Annotated in this window: 10 protein-coding genes; all 10 read right to left on the bottom strand. The window is 51.4% G+C overall.

Translation table 11 applies throughout. From position 1 onward, the window contains the following. Positions 1–4: 4 nt before the first annotated feature. Positions 5–6430: an adhesion domain-containing protein gene (locus H9644_RS15620; protein ID WP_105289384.1), complete on the bottom strand. Its 6426-nt coding sequence runs from the start codon at positions 6428–6430 to the stop codon at positions 5–7. A gap of 115 nt (positions 6431–6545) precedes the next feature. Then, positions 6546–7511, bottom strand: a complete 966-nt coding sequence (locus H9644_RS15615; protein WP_064526229.1) for a SinI family autotransporter-associated protein — start codon at positions 7509–7511, stop codon at positions 6546–6548. A gap of 55 nt (positions 7512–7566) precedes the next feature. Beyond that, positions 7567–9747: an intimin-like inverse autotransporter SinH gene (gene sinH / locus H9644_RS15610; RefSeq protein WP_191775275.1), complete on the bottom strand. Its 2181-nt coding sequence runs from the start codon at positions 9745–9747 to the stop codon at positions 7567–7569. Positions 9748–9956: 209 nt separating this feature from the next. Beyond that, positions 9957–10172, bottom strand: coding sequence for a zinc ribbon domain-containing protein (locus H9644_RS15605; RefSeq protein WP_064526225.1), 216 nt, complete (start codon positions 10170–10172; stop codon positions 9957–9959). A 62-nt stretch (positions 10173–10234) separates the two neighbouring features. Beyond that, entirely contained in the window at positions 10235–11710 is a 1476-nt protein-coding gene (der, locus tag H9644_RS15600) for a ribosome biogenesis GTPase Der (RefSeq protein ID WP_064526988.1), read from the bottom strand. Positions 11711–11827: 117 nt separating this feature from the next. Continuing rightward, complete coding sequence (gene bamB, locus H9644_RS15595; protein ID WP_064526223.1) at positions 11828–13006, bottom strand: outer membrane protein assembly factor BamB; 1179 nt, start codon at positions 13004–13006, stop codon at positions 11828–11830. Between the two features lie 10 nt (positions 13007–13016). Beyond that, positions 13017–13637 carry an ancillary SecYEG translocon subunit YfgM gene (gene yfgM, locus H9644_RS15590; RefSeq protein ID WP_064526221.1) on the bottom strand — a complete coding sequence of 207 codons (621 nt, stop codon included), beginning with the start codon at positions 13635–13637 and terminating at the stop codon, positions 13017–13019. 17 nt (positions 13638–13654) lie between these two features. Next, the gene (gene hisS / locus H9644_RS15585) at positions 13655–14929 is read right to left on the bottom strand and encodes a histidine--tRNA ligase (RefSeq protein WP_064526219.1); all 1275 of its coding nucleotides are present in this window, start codon (positions 14927–14929) and stop codon (positions 13655–13657) included. A 110-nt stretch (positions 14930–15039) separates the two neighbouring features. Continuing rightward, entirely contained in the window at positions 15040–16158 is a 1119-nt protein-coding gene (gene ispG / locus H9644_RS15580; RefSeq protein ID WP_000551807.1) for a flavodoxin-dependent (E)-4-hydroxy-3-methylbut-2-enyl-diphosphate synthase, read from the bottom strand. A gap of 26 nt (positions 16159–16184) precedes the next feature. After that, on the bottom strand, positions 16185–17195 hold the full coding sequence (rodZ, locus tag H9644_RS15575; protein WP_064526217.1) for a cytoskeleton protein RodZ: 1011 nt from the start codon (positions 17193–17195) through the stop codon (positions 16185–16187). Positions 17196–17235 lie beyond the last annotated feature (40 nt).

Genomic DNA, 17235 nt, shown 5'->3' with positions numbered 1-17235 from the left:
GGTATTACGGGAAACATGTAGCAAATCCTGCCGTGCTAGCGGGGGAAATACCACAATTCTGCGCACCGGTCGCTTCAATCATACCGCAGTAAAAATTACCGCCTCCTCGACTTTGCGATAAGTAAGGGAAGCTGGGAGACGAGGGCCAGCCCAACGAGCTAAAGCTGGTGTGAAGCGCCTGTAAATCATCGTATTCCGGCGCATTACTCAAATGTCCGCACTGATCTGCAAGATCCCATTTTGTCGCATCAACAGTATGCGCCAACGCCCAGGTTTCGTTGTTGACGTTCGGCGCGGCGGCTGCGGTACTGTTCGAAGGTATCTCTGATTTCAACAACGGGCGATGTAATGTCTTACCATTTACCGTCGCGGTATCGCTCATATGCCCCCAGAAGTAGGCGCTCGTTACATTCGGACTAGTCGCCACGGTGAAAATAGCGTCCATCGTCGCGGTGATGCTGACGTTATCGTTCAACGTCACCGTCAGCGGCGTTTTATAGCCCGGCGTATTGTCCTGTTTTACAGTAAACGTCGCCGTACCGTCAGCGCCGGTGGTTCCCTGTATTGTATTACCGCTGTCGGATAACATGACCGTAGCACCAGTGGGCGGCTGAACGGTCAGGTCATCCATCGCCGCCACGTCGCCATACAAAGTCGCCCCAGAGTTGCGCGGTTCCGCATCACCGCGTTTCAGGGTAAAGGCCACGTTCGGCACCGGTTTCCCGGCGCTGTCTTTGACCGTGACGGTCACTGGCATGGATTCGCCTTTTTTCACCTTCGCCGCCTGTGTACTGCTATCAAATGCCGTCGAAGTCAACGTCACGGCAGAGACGGTACTATGCGGATTCAACAGACAAGCCTGATGCGAACGGCTCTTTGTTGTATCCACAGCCCCGGTGTACAAGTTCACCGTCTGGCACACGCGAGCATGTGCGGTGGTATTACAGGTTGGATCTGATGTCCACCAGCCATAATCCTCTGCTGCGACAACTGGCCAACCGATTGCAGATTGTATCGTGCCGTTAGGGTAGCGAGCATTCAGAGAACGTAACTCATCCGCTGAAGGGTACCGCGCGACCTCACATTCCCGAGTACCGCTATCCTCCCTCTCATCCGGAGTTGGCACAAGCCAGGTTTCGCTAGCGACCACCTTGCTATTGGCCCCGGTTATTGGATTCGGTAATTCTGCCTTCAGTTTCGGGCGCACAAATACCGTACCGTCTGCCGCCGTCGCCGTCTCCGGCATATGACCCCACATATTGGCTTTATCGCTGTCAGGGCTGGTAATCACCGTGAAAATAGCATCCATCGGCGCGTTTAGTCTGGCGCTGCTACCAAATGCTGTGGCGCTCATTGGTGTTCTCAACCCGGTGGTGTCATCCTGGCGCAGGTTAAACGTCACCTGTCCCTGTGCATCGGTCTGGATAAACAGATAATTTTGATTATTCTGCCCGGTTAAAACCGCACTTGAGAATGTTTGCGCTGGATTGAAGGCATTCACCGTGAGATTGTCAGACGAAACTGAGCCGTCGACAGTGTCGTTAGCTCGCAGCATACTGACGCCGCGCTGGATACTCACCGACTCATACGCCGCCGGCGAGCCGTCAGGGCGAGTGACCGTCACGGTGACCGGCAGTGCGTCCCCTTTCTTCACTTTGCCCGCAGACAACGTGCTGTTCCAGTTTGCTGGCGCAGAGGTAAGGGCGATATTGCCAATCGGCTCAGCGTTCGCAAGGCACACCTGGGAATAGGCCACCGATGTAGCGCTTGTTTGCCCTGAGGTTCCGGTCTGGAGATTCATATATTGCCAGTTTGGCGATGTGACATCACTCCCTGAAGCCACATTACGCGACCAGAAGAACGGTCTTGTCGCATCCAGCGGCCAGCCCTGCGCGGACTCCAGCGTCCCGGAAGGATACGCTTGATACAGTGATTGCAGATCGTTCATCAGCGGCAATGCATCTTTACAGCCCCCCTGTGTACCATCCTGCGCCTGAGTAATGGTGACCTGCTGCCAGTCTTCGTTATTAATGGTTAACGAGGCCGAAGATCCTGCCTCTTTTTTCAACAATGGGCGATTGAAAACCTTACCATTTTGGGCGGACAGGGTTTCCGGCATGTATCCCCAGAAGTTCGCTTTCGGCGTATCCGGGCTGGTAATGGTGGTGAAAATCGCGCTTAGAACATTCGATGTCGCTCCGCTATCCAGTTGCGCCGTCAACGGAATGCGCGTTCCCATGCCTTGATTGGGCTGATGCATCGTAAAGGTTAATGTACCGTCAGCCCCTGTCATACTGTAGTAACGTCTACCATCATCAAGATAGGTAGATGCATTATTATAACTGTCCTGAACGTATATCAGTCGTGAATAATTATCGATAGTTATCGAATTCATCGTGCGGGGCACGGTAGTACCATGAATTAAGGTAAACGGTGCATAACCCAGCGGGTTCCCCTGTGCATCACGAGTTGTCACCGTCATGGTTAACTGATCCCCGAAAACACTGTAGTTAGTTCTGACTTTTACCGCGTCAATTCCATCATATTTCGCGGTCTGAGCAGAGCTAAGTTCAATCGTTTTCACCACAGGATTCGCCGTGGTCTGGCAGGTCAGATAGCCAAAATCAGCGGTTGCCAGGCTGCCACTGGTGCCATCACTCAGCTTCACGCTTTTATATTTACGATCGCCAGTACTGGCCTGATCCGGCGTGCTGGAATCGTAATTTCTCAGAACAGGCCAGCCATCAACCGCATGGCCCCCCCAACCGCCAGAGAGCGAGATCAGTGCGTCCTGCGTCGGAATGTAATCCGCGCCACAGCCACCATTATTGACCTTGGCCGCCTGAGCCTCCGTAAACAACGCCCAAATCTCATTATCCTCTTCCGGGCCTTTGCGTTTATTGCCTGGGCTGCCGGTTAGTTCTGTAAACAGAATCGGGCGTTTAAACGTCAGCCCGCCTGCCGACAGCGTTTCCGGCATATGGCCCCACATTTTCGCTTTGCCGGTATCCGGGCTGGTGACCACGGTGAAAATGGTGTCCATGGTCGCCTTGATCGTCGGATCGGAATAAAGCCCGACGGTAATGGCCGTTTTGGTGCCGTGCGCATCCGGGCGAGTGATATTAAGAATTTTCGTGCCGTCGCTGCCAGTTATAGCGGCGTGGACAGTTGCCGTATCGTTCAGCGACTCGCCATCTACCACCACCGGGGCAACAATACCGTCATCGCTGCCTGCAATATGTTTTTCAACGGGATTACGGGTATAGCCATCACCACGGTTAAAGGTAAATGGCATATCCGGCATCGGATTGCCTGCCGCATCTTTTACCGTAACCTTAACCTGTAAGGTTTCGCCTTTTTTCAGCTTCGCAGCCTTCAATGTGCCATTCCACTGCGCCTGGTTGACGACTTCCAGCGTAATCTGGCTTGCCGGGGCGTTCGCCGTTGCCAGGCAACTGACATAAATGGGATCCGTATTGTTAGCCACCAGCGAGCCATTATTCAGCCACTGAGAATACAGGACGGGTGTTTTATCGGCTGGCGTGCTGGTCCAGTATTCCTCACGCTGAGTCGGCCAGCCGTGAACGGTCTGAATAGCGTTGTTATTGTTGGCGTCATATAACGAGGTAAGCTGTGTTTTCAGAGGGACTTTGTTTACACCACAGCCTCCGAAATCGGTATTGGCAATATCTTCCTGTGCAACACGCGCCCAGTCTTCATTATTCTCGGTAATAAAATTCTTCTCGTTAACTTCCGCAGCCAGTTTAGGGCGCTCAAAGATCAGGGAGTCGACTTTTATGGTGTCATCCATATGCCCCCACATCCGCGCACCAGTTACATCCGGGCTGGTAACCGTGGTAAATACCACGGAGTAGTTAACGGTATTAGGAAGCACCGAATTGGTCGGCGTGATGTTCAGCGGCGTTCTTAGCCCCACGCCTTGCGGTTGTTCGATCACAACGGTGGCCGCGCCCTGTGCATCCGTAGTACCAGAATAAACGGTTGAAGGCTGCGAAGTACCGTACTGTACGCCATTCATGGTTAATGCGCCGCTGGTGGGGTCGGTAAAATCAGTTGTTTTACCGGCACGACTTAAGCCCATATCTTTAGTGATGGTAAAAGCAGTAAACGGCACAGGCGCACCATTCTGAGCATTGACGGTATGAACCGTCATGGTGATTTTCTCGCCTACCTTAGCTTTGGCTATCCTGGAATCAGGCGTCGTGTCTTTGTCGGTATCCACCACCACCTGAGCAATCAGTTCATTGGCAGAACAGGTGAGATAGTTTTGTTTAAAGCCAGAATAGCTATCGATATCACCATTTCCCAGATCAACGGAGGAATGCGAGTCGACCTGCTCCGCCGCTGTCAGGTAATCTTGTTTTACCGTTGGCCAGCCGTACTCCGTGCCAATTGCATTTCCAGGGTGACCATTGAATAACGCAGTTAGTGAACGCTGACTCGGTATATGCCCGACACCGCACTCTGCTTGCATACTGGTGTTCTGGTCGAATAACGCCCAGTCTTCGTTATTTTCACGAATTGAGCCAAGTTCATTGGTTGTTTCATCTGCCAGGCGAGGACGTTTGAACAGGTTACCCTTTTCAATGATGCCGTTACCCATATATCCCCACATGCGCGCCTGCGGCACATCCGGGCTGGTGATAACGGCAAAAATCACATCTTTGGTGTCTGACGCAGTAAAGTTGCTGCGCATTTGCGCTGTGAGGTGCGTTTTCACCCCTACACCGCCGGGCTGACGCAGAGTTAACGTTGCCTGACCGTTAACATCCGTCATGCCCTCATAATTATGAGCGTCCACTTTTTGCAGATCGCCCCCTGTGTCTATCTGTACCGGGTTTGCTTCCCAGGCCGCATTACTTTCCCCTTTGCGGTTAACGCCGTCATCCAGATGCAGTGAGAAATAGTAGTACGCCAGCGGCTGGTTATTATTTTTCTTATCGGTAATGGTCAGGCGCATATTCGTTTCGTCGCCGACAGCTACTCTCACCGCCTGTAAAGTGTCGTCATAATCATCTGACGTGAGAATCAGTTCAGGCTCAACATCAGGCGCTTCTTTGTCGACGCAGCTCACGATGAACCGGGTATCATCCGGTTTCTGCGCTTCGCTGCGGTTGGAGACATCCGCAGCATGGTGCTGCCCGGTGGTCCCCGCCAGAGAAGACCAGTAATAGTTGTTCGCTATTGGCCAACCTGCAACATTCTGGATGGTCGTTGGAATCACGGTTGCCAGCGCGCCAAACTGGCGCATACCGGGCAAAATATCGCAGTGGTTATCCGCGCCACTCCAGATAAAGGTGGACCAGGTTTCGTTATGATCGTCAACCGTGCCGTCTTCATTAGAGACTTCCGCCGCCAGTTTCGGCCGGGTAAAGGTGTACTGCTGCGCCTTCAGTGTGTTGGGCATATGGCCCCACATATTGGCTTGCGGTACGTCCGGGCTGGTGAGCACAGTAAAAATGACTGCCGTTTCGCTGGTCTGCGAAATACCGGGCAAACCGACGATCAGCGGCGTTTTTACACCGGGGCCATTTGACTGCGTCACCTGTACCGTGGCGGAACCATTGGCATCCGTAGTACCACGGTACTCTGTCGCCGTAGTGGTCAGTTCTGTGCTGTCCAGCTTTACCGGACCGGTATTGTTCACCATTGTCTGACGATTTATCGCATCGCCGCGCTTGATGGTAAATGGGATATTACCCGCCGGATTGCCCTGACAGTCCTTAGTGGTCACGGTTAACGTGATGGTTTCGCCAACTTTGGCTCTTGACGCCTTCAGCGTATCGTCATAACCCGCGGCAGCAACGGTCACCAAATCGCCCTGAGCAGGCGCAATATTTAACGTCACCTGCTGTTCACTCAATAATACCGAGCCCCGGTTAGGTATACCGGTCAGGGTGAACAGATCCAGCGTGGGCAGAGTTTCTTTCGGGTCAAACTGAGGGATCACCACCAGCTTATGTCCGGCAAGGTTTTGCGCGCAGAAGGAGCGATCCGGGCGAGGTTGCGGACTAAGCGGCGCATCCGGCGTCGCAGCTTCAGCCCAAACCAACGAGACAGCAGGTAACGTCTGGTTTTCCCAGCGCAACAGTGGCGGGTTGGCAAAAAGATCGCCTTCGGTATCGTGCTGGTTAATGAGCAACATACTGGTTGCGGTAGCATCCACGCTGAAATTACCCGGTGTGGAGCTAAATGCAACATCGTGTTCTTTGCTGGGATCTAACTGGATGCTGCCCTGATAAACGGGTACGCTGGCGCTGTCTGCTATGGGAGGGGTGCCGTTTATGGCATCCGTTGAAACGTCAACATGTTGCCATTGGCCTCCTTTCAATGCTGCTACTGCTGGCGTAGCCAGAGTAAGCATTAAAAAAGCCATCACCATTTTTACGCGTTTCAATTTCCCGCCCATGAGTGAAACCTGCCCGTTAACGTTACTTTCTTACCTCAACCCACTTTGCTTAACGCAGGTTAAGCAAAGTGCGCGGAAAAGCACCATTCCCCAAGGGGAATGGTGCTGGTAAAAATTATTTTCTCTGGTAGTCGATGGACAAACCGTAGCCCTGGACACCATCGGCGCCAAGTGTGAGTCCGCCTTCGCTGTAGTCGAACGCGGTTTTCGCTTCGGCGTTGGTAACCGGAATAACCAGGTCGCTGTTGTTGTAGCTCGGGTTGACAAGCCCACCCGTCGTCCCCAACTGCAGACTGGTGCCAGTAAAGCGCCAGCGGTAGTTGTACTGATTAGTAACTTCTTCGCCCGTATCGTAGGATCCGTTGCTGTTTTTATCTTTCCACAGCATGACCTGATAGGTGGTATTGGTTTTGAGTTTGGTATCTTTGCCCAGCAGGTTGGTATTGACACCTTGCTCATGGATGACCACATGAACTGCATCATCAAACACCGGACCTTCAGGAATATCATCGCTGTCAGAACCACCACCAGCGTTTGTAGAGAGGTCTAACATGACCACTTCCACCGCCACGTTTGGATCACCGGTAGTAGTGGTTGGCGTGATCTTCAAGCCTATGTATCGATCGGCATCTGCTGCAGCGATGGTGTAAGTGTCACTGCCAACTGTACCTATCGGTTTTGGATCGCCCCCCGCCTGGTCGCTAAAGCTCATCCACTGAAGTGTCGCTTTGGTAGCTGTGTTGTTGTCGTCAAGGTCCCCCTGGGTATCGCCAATGGCCCAGTTTGCAGTTAGCTTGTCGCCAACATGAAATTGCTTCTCGCCATCGGTTGAAGCAGAACGTCCACCGCGATCAATAGTAATAGTGACATGAGATTTATCAGCATCGCTCGTTTCTGACGCGCTACGGGTGATCCACGGCACGGTCCCCTGAATGGTACCGGTAGTCTGTGATTCTGATTGCCACTGACCAGCTCTAAGATTACCCTGCCCTTCAGCCATTGCAGCAGGCACCACACAGTACCCCGCTAAAGCCAGCGCCAGCGCGACTTTCGTCAATGGCCGCGTTAAATTATTGTTCATTCAATTCTCTCCTTGATTAATATCCAGCGACTGGCCGATCGGCCATTACGCCGATCTAGTGCTTGCTGTAAACCACACGTAATCCATATCCCTGCACGCCATCTTCTTTTTGGGCGCCAAATTTTTGTACGGCTTCCTCGTTAGTGGCAGGGATGACAATATCTTCATTACTGGTATTCGTTTGGGCACCGGTGTAGCCATTGACGCTGTGTCCGGTAAATTCCCATTGGTAGTCGTATTGCGCCATTTCCTCTTCCGTCAGTTTTTCCGACTGCTGGAAAACGCCATCTTTGTTAGCATCGCGCCACAAGACAAAGCGATAGGAATTATCAACAGGCAAATGCTCTTTCTCATTACCGATAAGATTGACAGGGTTAGTCGCGGATACACGGTAGATAAAGGCATTAACATCATTGCCCCCCGCGCCGAGGAAAGTTACATCGACATAGTTACTGTCATCATACGGAGCAGCTTTCGCTTTCCAGCGGAAAGTACCGGGAAGCGTACTGGAGAGCGTAACGGTACCTTTTTCTTTATCCTGTTTGGCGATAAAGACGCAGGGATTCTCGGTTGAACAGGGTTTATTGGTGAGGGTTACCTTTTTATCCTGAGCATCGTAAAGCTGCGGACTCAGGCCATCTTCAGGTAGCGCATCGCCGTTACGGTCCGTGTCATCACCAAAGCTATCGGTAACGTCGAGATCCATCACCACGCCATCGACGCCATCCGCCTGAGCGCTGGCTTCGTGGCTATGATTGTTCTCATCCGGCACATCTGCGATATTATTGACGATCAGCTCAATTTTGCGGTCCTGCTGAACGGTAATTTCCACCACGCCTGAGTTTTGCCGATTGCCCTTTTCATCTTCCAGCGCCAGACGCACGCGCCAGGTATTGAGTTTTTCCTGTTCGGCAGGATCTGAGCTGTACTGCCAGGCTGGCAGCACCAGATTCCAGTGGTTGTTGTTACCTTCCGTGATGGTATTCGCTTTTACAACAGGCATTACCAGCGTACGGGCAGCATTGTTTTTCGCCTGCCACGAGGCGACGACAATTTTATAGTGATGGTTGATTAGCGCGTTAATGGTCCACTTACATTTTTCCAGCCCCACCGCAGCTTCGGGTGTGTCCTTAATGACACAATCCGGGTGTTCATTGGTGGCGTCAGCCTTCAGCCATAACGTAACGTCGAGAGGATCTTTTTCTTTATATTCCAGAACAATAAAATTATTACGCTCAACGAAGTCATGACGGCTGCCCATCAGCGAGTGAGCGACTTTAACGTTATCGCTATTCAGTTGTTCTTTTAGCGGAACACCGAACTGATAGTTAATCGTGGCGTTAACACTAAGATCACTGTTATCTCCAGTACCTGCTTTATAGTCCGTCCCGACCGTCAGTAACGGAACGGGTTGATAGTTCACGCCAAGCGTCACTGCATAGGGATCTTTTTCTAAATTATCGGTGCCGAAGAGCGCCACTTCGTCACCATAATATTGCTCGAAAACAATTTTGCCCCCCAGCTGCGGATAAGATGGTAGCCAGGCTTCCGCCCGAACATCCCAGCCACGTGCGGGTCTTTCTAAATAGAAATCAAAATCTTTTGAATCTTTCCAGTCTGAAAGCGGATGATAATAGTTACCAGAAAATTTTAAATAATCCGTCCAGGCTTCTGTTCCTAAACCTAAACGGCGATGTCCGCGGGTGAAATCATAATCATAAAATATATTTCCACCCAATAACCATTTATCAAAATTATGTCTTACACCTAAACCTATATTACCTATCGTGCGATCTTCTTTTCGTTGCGCAGAAAACTGACTGAAATAGACGGTGCTCTGATTATCATACCAGGGGACAAAATAGTCGATTGAACTGCCGTCCAGCGAGCCATCCTGACCGATGGAAAGGTTAGAGCGAACTTTACCATAAGGAGAAAGTGCACCTTCGATATAAGACTGTGCGGATGAGGTGATTTGGCCTTGCAGATAGCTTCTCGCCTGGGATTCAAGAGCTTCTGGAGTCAGGTTCTCAAAGCCCTGTTGGGCGGACTCGGTAACGTAGTTGGCACCACGTTCCTTGAAGGATTTACCTTTGTTACTTTGTTCTTCTAGTTGAGCAGCCTCGCTTGCCAGATCGGGCAATGATGATTCGCTTTGCTTACTATTTATCTCTGGTGCCGCATAAGCAGCACCAGAGATAAATATTAGCGTTATATAGCGGATCCATCGCAGCATGTTTTTCCCTGTGGAAATTCAATTCTGAAATAATGTCTGACATTGTATGCCAGATAACGCAGAAACTGCACGTCATAAGTGCTAAATATAATATTAAAGTTATAATAATGTGATTTTATACATTTTTATTTTGTCGTTAATTTAATAGGAAAGAGATTATAATATTTAAATTAGGAATATATAATGCAAAATCATATATTCCCGTGATATTAAGCAATGATAAATTCAATACGGGTTTTAGAAATTAAACCGTGACCATGCTGGCAGAAATAATCCACCGCACCACACGCTTTTAATACCTGCAATGGTTGGTGGCAGTCAGGACAAAGAGCCTGGACTATGAAATCTTTGTTGCACGTTGCGCAGTGAGCAGCCTCGCCATTACGTTCGAGAGGGTTTTGGCAGATTGGGCAGCTAAGTTCCATAAATGATCCTCATATTTTCATGGCTTTCCCTTTCCATACGGAAAGGGAAACCACATAAGTAATTACTTACTTTTCTTAATATGCTTCATCAGGCGTTTACGTTTACGCATCTGGGTCGGTGTCAGAGTGTTACGCTTGTTCGCATACGGGTTTTCCCCTTCCTTGAACTGAATACGAATCGGCGTACCCATCACGTCCAGAGACTTACGGAAATAATTCATCAGATAACGCTTGTAGGAATCTGGCAGGTCTTTCACCTGGTTACCGTGAATCACCACAATCGGCGGGTTATAACCACCGGCGTGAGCATACTTCAGCTTCACACGACGACCACGTACCAGCGGCGGTTGATGATCTTCAACAGCCATGGTCATAATTCGTGTCAGCATAGACGTTCCCACACGACGGGTGGAACTGTCATAAGCTTCACGCACCGATTCAAACAGGTTTCCAACACCGCTGCCGTGCAATGCAGAGATAAAATGCACGCGAGCAAAATCGATAAAACCCAGACGGAAGTCCAGCGTCTCTTTCACCTGCTCTTTCACTTCCTGACTCAGGCCATCCCACTTGTTCACCACAATCACAAGTGAGCGCCCACTATTGAGAATAAAGCCCAGCAGGGAGAGATCCTGATCGGAAATACCTTCGCGCGCATCAATCACCAGCATTACCACGTTGGCATCTTCAATCGCCTGCAACGTTTTGATTACGGAGAATTTTTCTACCGCATCGGTGATTTTTCCGCGTTTACGTACGCCTGCGGTGTCAATAAGTACATACTCACGTCCATCGCGTTCCATTGGAATGTAAATACTGTCACGCGTAGTGCCTGGCATGTCGTAAACCACAACACGCTCTTCACCGAGAATACGGTTAGTGAGCGTAGACTTACCGACGTTCGGGCGACCAACAATCGCCAGTTTGATTGGCAGACTTTGCGGGTCGAAGTCGTCTTCCTCTTCTTCTTCCTCGCCGTTCTCTTGCGCTTCAAATTGCGCCCAGTATTCGGCGTCTTCATCCACTTCTTCTTGCGGCGCGATATCTTCCATCCACGGCAGCAGCACGTGCTCCAGCAGACTTAATACGCCACGACCATGCGAAGCGGCAATTGGGTAGATTTCACCTAAACCGAGTGAATAAAAATCAACGATTGCTTGATCCGGGTCCAGTCCATCGGTTTTGTTCGCCACCAGAAAAGTTGGCTTTTCGCGGGAACGCAGATGTTTGGCAATGGCTTCATCCGCCGGCATCAGACCCGCACGCGCATCAACCATAAACAGTACAACGTCTGCTTCTTCAATCGCCAGCAGCGACTGTTCCGCCATGCGGGTTTCAACACCGTCTTCTGTACCGTCAATACCGCCGGTATCAATACAGATAAACTCGCGGCCTTCAATTTCTGCACGACCGTACTTACGGTCACGAGTCAGACCCGGGAAATCCGCAACCAGCGCATCTCGGGTGCGAGTTAGACGGTTAAATAACGTGGATTTTCCTACGTTAGGGCGCCCGACAAGCGCGACCACAGGTACCATGTTTAAAGCCTCATTTTTATAAATCATCAGACAACGAGCGCTCTTTTTGCGTCGTTGTTAAAAACAGGAAAACGGCCCCTGTCCAGGAGCCGTTTTCAAAGTGAACGACAGAGACGATTAACGTGTAATGGAGTACACAGTCCCGTCTTTTGCCTGGATCAGCAGTTTGCCATCAGCGGCAACCGGTTCGGTCTGGAAGCCGGAGCTATCAACTTTTTGCTGGGCAACAAAACGACCATCTTCGACGTTAATCCAGTGCAGATAACCTTCACTGTCACCCACCACCAGGTTGCCATTATACAGCACCGGAGAAGTCAGCAGGCGGTGCAGCAGATCGCTTTGTGTCCACAGCGTCACGCCACCATCGATGGTCAACGCCATTACCCGGTCATTTTGATCAACCAGATAGATACGGTTACCGTCGACGATGAAATCATTCACCGAACCCAGTTCGCGTTTCCACATAATCTGACCACTGCGCAAATCAAGCGCCGTCAGGTTACCATTATAGGCCAGCGCGAAAACAACACCGTTCACAACTACTGGCGTAGTATCAACATCGCTCAAACGGTCGATTTCGGTTGAACCGGTCGCCTGGGAGATACGCTGTTGCCAAATCATCTGGCCCTGTTGCATCAGCACTGCACTGACGCGGCCATTATCACCACCAACGACTGCCGCACCAAATGCGGTTGCTGGCGCAGATTCGCCACGCAAAGAGAGCGAAGGCATATCGAGGTTAACAGTCCATTTAACCGCACCGTCTGCTTCATTCAGCGCTTGCAACTGACCGTTACTGGTGTGGATAAGCACCAGACCATCGCTAACCACCGGGCGAGAAAGTGCTTCACCCGCAACTTTAGTTTGCCATGCTACTGTACCATCGCTGGTATTCAGCGCGTAAACCTGCGCCTTTTCGCTGCCAATGTAAACGTGACCACCTGCTACGGTCACGCCGCCAGAAAGCAATGCCGGCTCTTTAGATAACCAGCCATCTTTCTCGGCCAGACTGACAGACCAGATTTCTTTGCCGTCATCCGCATTCATCGCTTTTACTAAACCAGCGCGGTCCGCTGCATAGACAACGTTGTCCGCCAGTGCCGGATGAAGATTAGAATAGAAGTTGCCAATGCCGCTACCAACAGAGGTGCTCCACGCCGTTGTCGGCGTAAACTGGTTTTCAACGGTCGGCAATGGGGACATCTTTACCACATCTTCTTCGCTGTTAAACAGCGAACAGCCGCTTAAAAGAGTAACGGAAAGCAGTCCTGGCAGCAGTAATTTACGCAATTGCATCGGGTCCCTCTCAGATGGACAAATTATTAATTTTCATCTGCATCATTTCGCTCAGTGCCGGGGTAGCATCGCTTTTCACGCCTGCTTCCCATGCACTACGCGCACCTTGCTTATCACCTTTGCTCAACAATGCTTCACCACGCAGGTCGGCAACAATGGCAGCCCACCCTTCACCTTTAATGGTTTCAAGGGTTTTCAGCGCGGCATCAGCCTGCTTGAGCTGCACCTGAACTCGGGCAAGACGCAGATTTATCACGGCTTTGAGATTTTCATCGCTCGTGTCCGCCAACCCTTGTTGCAATTGGGCGGCAGCTTTCTCTAGTTCATTTTTGTCAACAAATTGCTGCGCAAGTTCCAAAGAAGCCAGCGCGCCATAAGTATTTTTATTTTCAGCGGCGAATTTTTCCGCCGCCGGAATGCTGTCTGGTTTGCCTTCGCTCACTGCGGTAACCGCATTATGATAGGCAAGAGAAGCGGAGCGTGCGGAATCAACCTGATGGTTGTTCCAGTAGCGCCAGCCAATCAGTGCGCCAACGCCCAAAATCACCCCAACAGCCAGTGCTTTACCATTCTCAGCAAAAAAGCGTTTAACCGCTTCAACCTGGTCGTTTTCGTTCTCGTAAATTTCCACGCTGTCCTTCTCCTTCCTTAACCCAGTAACGTGCGCAAATGCGCGGCTACGCTATCCTGCGCAACTGCCGTTTGCTCACCAGAGCGCAAATCCTTCACTACTGCCGTGCCGTTGGCCACTTCGGACTCACCCAGCACCACAGCAACGCGTGCGCCCCATTTATCAGCACGGGCGAACTGTTTCTTAAAGTTGCCGCCGCCGTGGTTGGTCATCAATTTCACGCCCGGTAATTCATCACGCAGACGTTCAGCTAATGCCAGCGCCGCAGATTGTGTATCGGTGCCTGAAGCCACCAGGTATATATCGACAACGGGATCGGCTTTAAATTCCGGATTAACTGCCTGAACTAACAACACAAGACGTTCAAGGCCCATCGCAAAACCTACTGCCGGCGTTGCACGGCCACCCAGTTGTTCCACCAGACCGTCATAACGACCACCTGCGCACACAGTCCCCTGGGAACCGAGGCTGTTAGTCACCCATTCGAAAACGGTACGATTGTAGTAATCCAGACCACGCACCAGACGCTGGTTGACGGTGTAGGCAATACCTGCACTCTGGAGCAGTTTGCACAGACCAGCAAAATGCTCGCGCGACTCCTCATCAAGATAATCGCCTAACGCCGGAGCGTCGTTGAGTAACGCCTGCACTTCCGGATTTTTGGAATCCAGCACGCGCAGCGGGTTGGTGTACATGCGGCGTTTGCAGTCTTCGTCCAGTTTTTCTTTATGCTGTTCGAGGAACGCAACTAAAGCATCGCGGTAGTTCGCTCGCGCTTCCAGTGAACCGATTGAGTTCAGTTCGAGGGTAACGTGTTCAGAGATACCCAGCGCACGCCACCAGCGAGCAGTAAGCATGATAAGTTCAGCGTCAATATCCGGACCTTGCAGACCGAAAACTTCGCAGCCCAATTGATGGAACTGACGATAACGCCCTTTCTGCGGACGCTCGTGACGGAACATCGGCCCGATATACCACAGACGCTGTTCCTGATTGTACAGAAGACCATGCTCGATGCCGGCGCGTACACAGCCCGCCGTCCCTTCAGGTCGCAGAGTCAGGCTGTCGCCATTACGATCCTCAAAGGTATACATCTCTTTTTCAACCACGTCGGTGACTTCACCAATCGCACGTTTGAATAGCGGGGTCTGCTCTACAATCGGCAAGCGGATTTCACTGTAACCGTAGCTGCCGAGCACGTTTTTCAGTGTGCCTTCAATGCGCTGCCAGATGGCCGTTTCGCCAGGCAGGTAATCGTTCATGCCGCGAATGGCTTGAATGTTTTTTGCCACGTTTATTCTCTTTCTGAATATAAAAATGAACCCTCAGCGCTTCCGTAAATGTTTCGGGAGCTATGCGGGTTCAATCATACACGGGAAGCGAGGCGCTTCCCATCACGTTATTATTTTTCAACCTGCTGAACGTCAATTCGACGCGCTTCGTCCAGTTGACTGGCTTTCGCACGAATGCGCGCTTCCAGCTGGTCGATCATGTCATTGTTGTCCAGACGGTCTTTACGAACGCCGTCTTCATAAAGGCCGCTTTTCTTGTTGCCGCCCGTGACGCCGAGTGTAGAAACCAGTGCCTCGCCAGGGCCATTCACCACGCAACCAATGATCGATACGTCCATCGGAGTAATGATATCTTCCAGACGCTGCTCAAGTGCATTAACCGTACCAATGACATCAAACTCCTGACGAGAACAGGTCGGGCAGGCGATGAAGTTGATCCCGCGCGAACGGATCCGCAGCGATTTCAGGATATCGAAACCGACTTTGATCTCTTCAACCGGATCGGCAGCCAGCGAAACGCGCAGCGTGTCGCCAATGCCTTCAGACAGCAACAGACCTAAACCGATGGCCGATTTCACCGCCCCGCTGCGCGCCCCGCCGGCTTCGGTGATCCCAAGATGCAGCGGCTGATCGATCTGTTTTGCCAGCAGACGATAAGATTCTACTGCCAGGAAAACGTCTGACGCTTTGACACTGACTTTAAACTGATCGAAGTTCAGACGATCAAGATGATCAACATGGCGCATGGCGGACTCCAGCAACGCCTGCGGCGTCGGTTCGCCATACTTTTCTTGCAGATCTTTTTCCAGCGATCCCGCGTTAACACCAATACGGATCGGAATGTTTTTATCGCGCGCACAGTCAACCACCATGCGAATGCGCTCTTCATTACCGATATTTCCTGGGTTAATGCGCAGGCAATCGACGCCGTATTCCGCCACTTTTAGCGCAATGCGATAGTCAAAGTGGATATCGGCAACCAGCGGTACGTTAACCTGCTGTTTGATGAGTTTGAACGCTTCTGCCGCGTCCATCGTCGGTACTGAAACACGGACGATATCGGCACCAACACGTTCCAGCGCCTTGATTTGATTGACCGTCGCTTCGACATCCGTTGTACGCGTATTAGTCATGGACTGTACGGCGATGGGAGCTCCATCGCCAATCGGCACATTCCCAACGTAAATACGTGTTGATTTTCTACGTTGAATTGGAGCCTGGTTATGCATGCAAAATCTCCCGCGTTACCCGTCTGTTACTGCGCCGGTGATTGTTCGGCATTTAGGGTCAGACGCGCAACCTGGTTAGTTCTGATAAAACGACTCAGATCGACAGGTTTCCCTTGATACTGGATCTGTACTGCGGCCGGCGCACCAATTTTCAGTTTATACGGTGCCTGGCCGGTTAAATTCAAATTACCGTCTTTACGCTGCATCCCGCTGAACAGTTTTTTACCGGTAGCATCAGTAACTTCCAGCCAGCAATCGGCAGTAAAGTTCATCACCAGTGCATTCGGGTCAGCCGCCGGCGTGGTCACACCAGCCTGATCGGTTGGCAGTGGTGCCGCGTCATCTGGCGTCGTTGCAGTTGGCGCGGTCGTAGCAGCGGTATCCACATTCGCCTGCGAAGGCGGAACAACCGCGTTCTGCTGTGGTTCAACGGCAGGTGCTGGCGTGGTCACGTCTGACGTTTGCGTGTTTGCAGCAGTAGTATCTGCAGGTGCTGACGTCGTAGTGGAGTCACTCTGGCTGGCGTTTGATGAGGTATCTAACGGCACGCTCTGCGCCTGGCCGCTATTACCGTTCAGTTCCGCTGTGGTCTGATCGGCCATAGTCGTGATCTCTTCCTGCTGGGCTTTGTGATCTTGCCACCACCAGGCACCGCTCAGTCCAATCACCACAAATAACACCAGCCAGGTGAAGGTCATCAGCCAGCCATCATGTTTTTTACGCCGCTTGCCGAGAGAGAAACTCTGCATAGGCGCAACTTTTGCGGCCCGTAGCGGAGCCTGTTTTTCCAGCCCCGGCAGCAGTTCTTCTTCCGGAATATGCACCAGACGTGCATAAGACCGGATATACCCGCGCAGGAATGTTGATGCAAGGTCGGCTGGCGCCTTATCTTCTTCAATATCGCGTACCGTGGAAACCTTCAGACAAAGTCGTTCGGCAACGGCTTGCTGGCTAAGTCCAAGTTGTTCGCGGGCATTACGCAAGCGAGTGCCGGTAGTAAGTGCTTCATTTTGGTCGTGCGTGGCTTCAGTATTCATTCGCTGCAGGTACGTTTAAATGAGAATTGAGATGCCGATG

It is taken from the genome of Escherichia whittamii (assembly GCF_014836715.1).
Classification (GTDB): Bacteria; Pseudomonadota; Gammaproteobacteria; order Enterobacterales; family Enterobacteriaceae; genus Escherichia; species Escherichia whittamii.
This window is presented reverse-complemented; position numbering and strand designations above follow the sequence as displayed.

Bases quoted from the DNA above. Each gene is read 5' to 3' on its own strand.
- H9644_RS15620 (WP_105289384.1), bottom strand. From the start codon at position 6,430: ATGGGCGGGAAATTGAAACGCGTAAAAATGGTGATGGCTTTTTTAATG.
- H9644_RS15615 (WP_064526229.1), bottom strand. From the start codon at position 7,511: ATGAACAATAATTTAACGCGGCCATTGACGAAAGTCGCGCTGGCGCTG.
- sinH (WP_191775275.1), bottom strand. From the start codon at position 9,747: ATGCTGCGATGGATCCGCTATATAACGCTAATATTTATCTCTGGTGCT.
- H9644_RS15605 (WP_064526225.1), bottom strand. From the start codon at position 10,172: ATGGAACTTAGCTGCCCAATCTGCCAAAACCCTCTCGAACGTAATGGC.
- der (WP_064526988.1), bottom strand. From the start codon at position 11,710: ATGGTACCTGTGGTCGCGCTTGTCGGGCGCCCTAACGTAGGAAAATCC.
- bamB (WP_064526223.1), bottom strand. From the start codon at position 13,006: ATGCAATTGCGTAAATTACTGCTGCCAGGACTGCTTTCCGTTACTCTT.
- ispG (WP_000551807.1), bottom strand. From the start codon at position 16,158: ATGCATAACCAGGCTCCAATTCAACGTAGAAAATCAACACGTATTTAC.
- rodZ (WP_064526217.1), bottom strand. From the start codon at position 17,195: ATGAATACTGAAGCCACGCACGACCAAAATGAAGCACTTACTACCGGC.